The 6,532-nt window shown below is 48.7% G+C and carries 6 protein-coding genes; 3 read left to right on the top strand and 3 right to left on the bottom strand.

Translation table 11 applies throughout. The features are described from left to right. Positions 1-94: 94 nt before the first annotated feature. Complete coding sequence (locus tag ACOJTG_RS02290) at positions 95-445, bottom strand: hypothetical protein (RefSeq protein WP_104710859.1); 351 nt, start codon at positions 443-445, stop codon at positions 95-97. A 159-nt stretch (positions 446-604) separates the two neighbouring features. On the opposite strand from ACOJTG_RS02290, the gene ACOJTG_RS02285 reads away from it, so the two are divergent. Beyond that, positions 605-1,321 (top strand): YebC/PmpR family DNA-binding transcriptional regulator, encoded by a 717-nt coding sequence (locus ACOJTG_RS02285; protein ID WP_104710857.1) that lies wholly within the window; start codon positions 605-607, stop codon positions 1,319-1,321. Positions 1,322-1,458: 137 nt separating this feature from the next. Here the strand turns inward: ACOJTG_RS02285 and msrB are convergent, their stop codons facing one another. After that, entirely contained in the window at positions 1,459-2,010 is a 552-nt protein-coding gene (msrB, locus tag ACOJTG_RS02280; RefSeq protein WP_094810699.1) for a peptide-methionine (R)-S-oxide reductase MsrB, read from the bottom strand. A gap of 194 nt (positions 2,011-2,204) precedes the next feature. Here msrB and corA point away from each other — a divergent pair, with 194 nt between their 5' ends. Beyond that, positions 2,205-3,284 (top strand): magnesium/cobalt transporter CorA, encoded by a 1,080-nt coding sequence (corA, locus tag ACOJTG_RS02275; protein WP_420152320.1) that lies wholly within the window; start codon positions 2,205-2,207, stop codon positions 3,282-3,284. Positions 3,285-3,380: 96 nt separating this feature from the next. Continuing rightward, complete coding sequence (locus ACOJTG_RS02270) at positions 3,381-5,723, top strand: bifunctional UDP-N-acetylmuramoyl-tripeptide:D-alanyl-D-alanine ligase/alanine racemase (protein WP_420152319.1); 2,343 nt, start codon at positions 3,381-3,383, stop codon at positions 5,721-5,723. Positions 5,724-5,771: 48 nt separating this feature from the next. On the opposite strand, the gene ACOJTG_RS02265 is transcribed toward ACOJTG_RS02270, so the two are convergent. Continuing rightward, a complete protein-coding gene (locus ACOJTG_RS02265; RefSeq protein ID WP_420152318.1) occupies positions 5,772-6,443 on the bottom strand; it encodes a hypothetical protein in 672 nt (223 codons plus the stop codon). Positions 6,444-6,532: the final 89 nt, after the last annotated feature.

The raw sequence follows: 6,532 nt of genomic DNA, 5'->3' as shown, positions 1-6,532 counted from the left end.
AGAAATATCGTTAACCTTAAGAATATCTGCCAACGCTCTGAGGGACGTCCAGACTCATAAAAAAGAGGCTTCTATTAATTAGAAGCCTCTTTTTTTATTCCTTCCGATCAGCCGATTCCTTTCGATCGGTCATTACGGTATCGGCAATAGGGACGGGTTCTTCGTTTTTCACCTCCTGCTGCTCGCCGCCCTCATCGTGGGCCATTTCGTAGCTTTCCTTGAGGTTTTCGGCTTCGGCTACCGGGTCCTGTACCTGACGGTCCATGTCCTCATCGCGAAGGGGATAGCTTACACCCGGATCACCCTGACCGGGGTCGGTGCTATAGCCTTTTTCCGGGTCACGTTTTTCCAGAGCTTGGTAATGATGCTTGTGCTGATTATCTTCCTGCCACTCCAGATCATGCTGGGGCTCTTTGCGGGGATTTTCTTCCTGATTCGTATTCATGACCATATCAATAGTTCGTTTCCCTAAGAAAACGAAAAGACTATTCCAGCTTCCCATCCCTACACATTCGGAAGTGAGGCTACTTCTTGTATTTTTGCAAAAAATAGGTTCGCTGGAATAATTTGTAACGGACAACTCAATAACGATTAACTACTTAGTATGGGAAGAGCTTTTGAATTCCGAAAAGCCCGTAAGTTCAAACGATGGGGCCAAATGGCCAAAACCTTTACCCGAATCGGTAAAGACATTACGCTGGCGGTAAAAAGTGGTGGTTCTGATCCCAACTCCAACTCACGCCTGCGGGCCATGATTCAGAACGCGAAAGCGGCGAACATGCCCAAAGACAACGTAGATCGGGCCATTAAACGAGCGACGGCGAAAGATCAGGAAGACTACAAAGAGGTAGTATACGAAGGCTACGGCCCGCACGGTATCGCCGTTTTGATTGAATGCACGACCGACAACACCAACCGGACGGTAGCCAACATCCGTAGCTACTTCAACAAGCTGGGTGGTAGTCTGGGTACTTCTGGTATGCTGGATTTCATCTTTGACCGTAAATCCGTATTCAAGATTGCCAATAAGCCGGGTCTGGACATTGAAGAGCTGGAACTCGAACTGATTGACTTCGGTGCGGAAGAAGTATTTCTGGATCCAGAAACGGATCAGGTCATCATTTACGGCGAATTCACCGCTTTTGGTGGCTTACAACATTTCTTGGAAGAGAACGGCTACGAAATTCAGGGAGCCGATTTCGAGCGTATTCCAAACGATACGAAAGAACTCTCCGAAGAAGAAGCCGCTGACATGGATAAACTGATCGAACGTATCGAGGAAGATGACGACGTTCAGAACGTGTACCACAACATGCGTTAATCGGCACGGACCGATACAAACAAAAAGGGCGGTAACTCTCAGTTTACCGCCCTTTTTGTTTGTAGTATCATTCGCAGAAGGCTCTTGTCCTTCAAACACTCTCAAACCTTCTTGTCAAACTTTTCAAACCTTCTTACCTACTTCACCGCCTGCTGACTCTTATCGTCCGGTTCAAAATCCATCACGACGGAATTCATACAGTAGCGTTTGTGCGTAGGAGCCGGACCATCATCAAACAGGTGACCGAGGTGACCGCCGCAACGTCCACATAAGACTTCAATGCGGTTCATACCGTGTGAACGATCTTCCTTGTATTCGACGCTGTGCGGCCGCATCGTTTCGAAGAAGCTGGGCCATCCGCAACTGCTGGCAAATTTGGCATCTGACTTGAACAGGGCATTACCGCAAGCCGCACAGTAGTACGTACCGCGACCCGTAAAGTTCCAGTACTTACCCCGGAAGGCCCATTCGGTGGCCGCTTCCCGGGCTACGGCATATACTTCGGGTTCGAGTACTTTTTTCCATTCGGCATCGGATACATTCAGTTTTGTAGTATCAGTGCGTGAGTAATAGGGATTCTTCGTTTTTACGTCCATTTTCTTGGGCTTCTTATCCTGTGATTGAGATTGGCAACTGCCCATAACAACCATGGTACAGACCATAAACAAACTCAGCAGCGTTGCTTTCATAGCCGGTTTTAGAAAAATGTTATGCCTTTAGTACTTAAACCCTAAACGCTGGGGCAACGTTCGGGACTGTCTAATTTTTTTGATGCCCTGAAATATCCCTGCCCGTACTAAACCTAGCCCGAAGTTTTACGTTTATAGTTCCGTACCATGGGCCACCCTTTTTAGGGAAACGGTCCATTCACTATCGCATCTTCATGTCTTCACGTAAGCATAAAATTGAGCGTAAAAATCTGGGAACCTCACCCGGTACGCTTCAATATGTAGGTCTTCCCCTCGATAATCAAATTAAGATTACCCGCATTGATTTCACGCTGGAAGGGCATCAAAAGAAAGTTTTGCAGAACTATTCCGAAGCCAGCCCTTCGACAACGGGGATCACCTGGCTCAATATCGATGGCATTCATAAACCCGAAGTCATTGCAGAAATCGGTCGTCTGTATCAGCTTCACCCGCTCATGCAGGAGGATATTCTGAATACGCTACAAAAGCCCAAGTTTGAGTTTTTCGGGGAGAATACCCTGTTCATCGTACTGAAGTGGCTGGAGTACAATCCCCATACCCGTGAGGTAGAACCCGAACACGTAGCCCTGGTACTGGGCCCTCGCTGGGTACTTTCGTTTCAGGAAGAACGGAGCCGGGATATTTTTGAAGTGATCCGAAAACGCATTGAAGCCGGAGCCGGAAAAACGCGGCAAAATGGGGCGGACTATCTGCTGTACGCCCTGGCGGACGTAGTGGTGGATCAGTATTTCCGGGTGCTGGATTGCGTGGAAGAGAACCTGGATCGGCTCGAAGAAGCCCTGTTTAAAAATGCCGAGCAGAAGCACCTCGAAGAGATCTATACCGTCAAACGCGAACTGGGCGTGATGCGAAAAGTGGTTACGCCGCTTCGGGAAATTACCCTGAGTCTTTCGCGGGAAGCTCCCCTGAACGGGCAGTCGCTGATTTCAGCCAACACGGAAATTTATCTGCGGGATTTGTACGATCACATCAATCAGGTGAACGAAACCGTAGAACTCTACCGCGATCAGATGACCAGTTTGATGGACCTCTATAATTCGACCATCAGTAATCGGCTGAACAATGTAATGAAAGTACTGACCATCATCTCGGTCATCTTCATGCCATTGACCTTCGTAGCGGGTATCTATGGGATGAATTTTGAGTACATGCCGGAATTACACTGGCGATATGGGTATCCTTTCGCGATGGGTCTGATGGCGGTGATGGTCGTCATCATGCTACTCTGGTTCCGGCGAAAACACTGGCTGTAGCAACGTTTTTGTTGGTTCCTTCGTTGCTTTCTTTCTACATTACGCACCCGTAGTAACGCCGGACTTTCATTATCGTATCGTTTTTATTCGCAGTACATGACCATTTCTGCTCGCTATTTACTTACCGACAGCCGTCAGATTACCAGTCCCGCTGATTCCGTATTTTTCGCCATCCGGGGGCCGCACCACGATGGACATACCTTTATTCCCGAGTTGTACCGGAAGGGCGTTCGGGAATTCGTTATTGAAGAGGCTCAATTTCAGACGCAGGCTTTTCCGGAGGCTCAGTTTCATGTAGTACCCAATGCCATTCATGCTTTGCAGAAAGTAGCTGCCGGGCATCGTCGGGCTTTTTCTATTCCCGTTATTGGCATTACAGGTTCTAACGGCAAAACCATCGTAAAAGAATGGCTGGCTCAGCTGCTCAGCCCGGACTTTGTCATTTGCCGAAGTCCCAAGAGTTATAATTCTCAGTTGGGCGTGCCACTATCGGTGTGGTCGCTTGACGCTCATCATACGCTGGGCATTTTCGAAGCGGGTATTTCACAGCCCGGTGAAATGGCTCATCTGGAAGCGGTAATCCAACCTACCATTGGCATTTTTACCAACATTGGTACGGCTCACGACGAAGCGTTTCAGGATCGTCGACAGAAAATCCGGGAAAAGCTGGAGTTATTCCGTCACGTCAAAACTTTCGTGTACTGCCGCGACTTTACGGAAATCACGGCGGAATTACCCGACTTTCTGCCCGCGGATTGCCAGATTCTCGGCTGGTCGAAAACCGAAGCCTGGCATTCCTTCACTACCCAGAGTAACATCAGTCAGGCCTGGTGGGAAAACCTCAACCACTGTATTGTGCTCTTACGTCATTTTGGAATTCCGGACGAAGAAATTCAGCGACGCATTTACGCCCTGCGTCCCGTATCGATGCGGCTGGAGCTGAAAGAAGGCATCAATGATTGTTACCTCATTGATGACAGTTACAATAATGATTTGGCTGGTCTGAAAATGGCCCTGGATTTTCTGTCAAATCAGCACGAACGTCCGCACAAAGTAGTCATTCTCTCAGATCTACTGCAAAGTGGGGTAAACGAGAGCGAGTTGTATTCCCAGATTGCCCAGTTGCTGAAAGATAAAGGCGTAAACCAGTTGATTGGCATCGGCGAAGCCCTGCAACGCAACCAGATGGCCTTTGCCTTACCCGCGAAGTTTTTCGAAAGTACCGAAGCCTTTCTAGCGAAATACCGTACATCGGATTTCAGTGACAGTGTCGTGCTGGTCAAAGGGGCCCGTACCTTCCATTTTGAAGACATCATTCGAAAACTTTTGCTGCGTACCCACGGAACCATTCTGGAAGTAAACCTGGATGCTTTATCCCATAACCTGAATTATTTCCGGGAAAAAATTGGCCGTCAGACCAGAATCATGGTCATGGTCAAGGCCTTTGCCTACGGAAGTGGTATCGAGGAAGTAGCGAATCTCTTACAATTCCACCGCGTCGATTACCTTGCCGTAGCGTATCCGGACGAAGGCGTTCGTTTGCGTAAAGCCGGTATTCAGCTGCCCATTCTGGTTTTGAATACCTCGCCGGAGAATTTTCAGCAGGTACTCGATTACCAGCTGGAACCGGAAATTTACAGTCCTCGTCACTGGCAGGAATTTGTTGATTTTCTCGGCGACCGTCAGATTTCTACTTCGGTACACATCAAAGTGGACACGGGGATGCATCGGCTGGGTTTTGAAGAAAAACACCTGGACTGGCTAACCGATCAAATCAGTCAGCATCCGGAAATTCGCATTGCTTCCATTTTTAGTCACCTGGCGGCCGCCGACGAAGCCGAGCACGATGCCTTTACACATCAGCAAATTGCCCGGTATACGTTTATGGCCGACCGCATTACGGCCGTTCTCCCCTACCAGCCCATTCGACACCTGGCGAATTCGCCGGGACTGGCTCGTTTTCCGGAAGCTCGCTTCGACATGATTCGGCTTGGCAAAGGGTTGTACGGTACGGCGGTCTTACCGGAGGATCAGGAAAACCTAAAAACGGTTGGTACGCTTAAAACGGTGATTTCACAGATCAAGGAAGTCCCGCAAACCGAAACGATCGGCTACGGTCGTCGGGGCGTACTGTCTCGGGATTCCCGGATTGCCACCATTGCCATTGGCTACGCCGATGGCTTTGATCGTAAATTCAGTCGGGGTACCGGCAAGGTTTTGATCCATGGTCAGTTATGCCCCATCGTCGGCAATATCTGCATGGATATGAGTATGGTGGATGTTACGGACATTGACTGCTCGGAAGGGGACGAAGTGATCATCTTCGGGGACTACCCCTCCATCCGCGATCTGGCTTCCTGGAGCGGTACCATTCCCTACGAAATTCTAACGAACGTAGGGGAGCGGGTCAGCCGGGTTTTCTACCGGGAAGGTAACTAAAAGCGAAGGCCCCTGGCAATGTTGCCGGGGGCCTTCGCTTTTAGCTCGTTAAGGTTTTCGGTTCTTCACCGTATCAACGTTCTTCTTTTGGTCTTCCAGTTGCTGGTTTACCTGTTGTACATCGCTGTACAACTGCACACTGTCGGCCCGGAGTTGAATCAGCTCTTTTTCATTGTCTTCGAGTCGCTTTAGTAACTTGATTTTCTCGGAGTGATTATCTTTCAGATTACGCAGGTTCCGATCTGATTTACGTACGACCTCCCGCTGTTTGTCGCTGGCTTCTTTGAGCCCCTTATCCGCCTCAGCTACCTGCGACTGGTAATCAATGTCTTTATGGAAATCCCGAAGAATATCCTCTACCTCGCGTCCGTAATTGTTGGTACTCGAAGCATATTCATAATTGCCGAGATCAACGGACATAAAGATAGAGGTACTACCCCGCCGGGTATCCAGCTGACTGACAATCAGTACGTTTTTATCGTAAAACGGAACCTTGGCATATTCTACTTTGTACACCCCTCCCCGATCACTCAGTACTCGTCCGTATTGACTGAGTTTCTTCTTCCAGGCTTCTTCAATAATTTTCTCCGCAACCGACGATGTCGTCACATAACCCGTCCGCTTTACTTTGGCAATTTCCTGTTCAACGGGTTTCACCGAAACCTGAGCGGAGACTACTGATCCCATCAGTAACAAGCCCAATACAGGTAACATTTTCATGGTCTTACGTATCATTTTTTATAAAACTAAGATGGAATAGAACAAAGGACGGAGCCTGCGTTAGCTGGATTATCGTCCCATCGAATGTA

The sequence above is a fragment of the Siphonobacter sp. genome (assembly GCF_048595215.1).
Classification (GTDB): Bacteria; Bacteroidota; Bacteroidia; order Cytophagales; family Spirosomataceae; genus Siphonobacter.
This window is presented reverse-complemented; position numbering and strand designations above follow the sequence as displayed.

Excerpts from the sequence above, each read along its gene's own strand:
- ACOJTG_RS02290 (WP_104710859.1), bottom strand. The coding sequence starts at position 445 with ATGAATACGAATCAGGAAGAAAATCCCCGCAAAGAGCCCCAGCATGAT.
- ACOJTG_RS02285 (WP_104710857.1), top strand. The coding sequence starts at position 605 with ATGGGAAGAGCTTTTGAATTCCGAAAAGCCCGTAAGTTCAAACGATGG.
- msrB (WP_094810699.1), bottom strand. The coding sequence starts at position 2,010 with ATGAAAGCAACGCTGCTGAGTTTGTTTATGGTCTGTACCATGGTTGTT.
- corA (WP_420152320.1), top strand. The coding sequence starts at position 2,205 with ATGTCTTCACGTAAGCATAAAATTGAGCGTAAAAATCTGGGAACCTCA.
- ACOJTG_RS02270 (WP_420152319.1), top strand. The coding sequence starts at position 3,381 with ATGACCATTTCTGCTCGCTATTTACTTACCGACAGCCGTCAGATTACC.
- ACOJTG_RS02265 (WP_420152318.1), bottom strand. The coding sequence starts at position 6,443 with ATGAAAATGTTACCTGTATTGGGCTTGTTACTGATGGGATCAGTAGTC.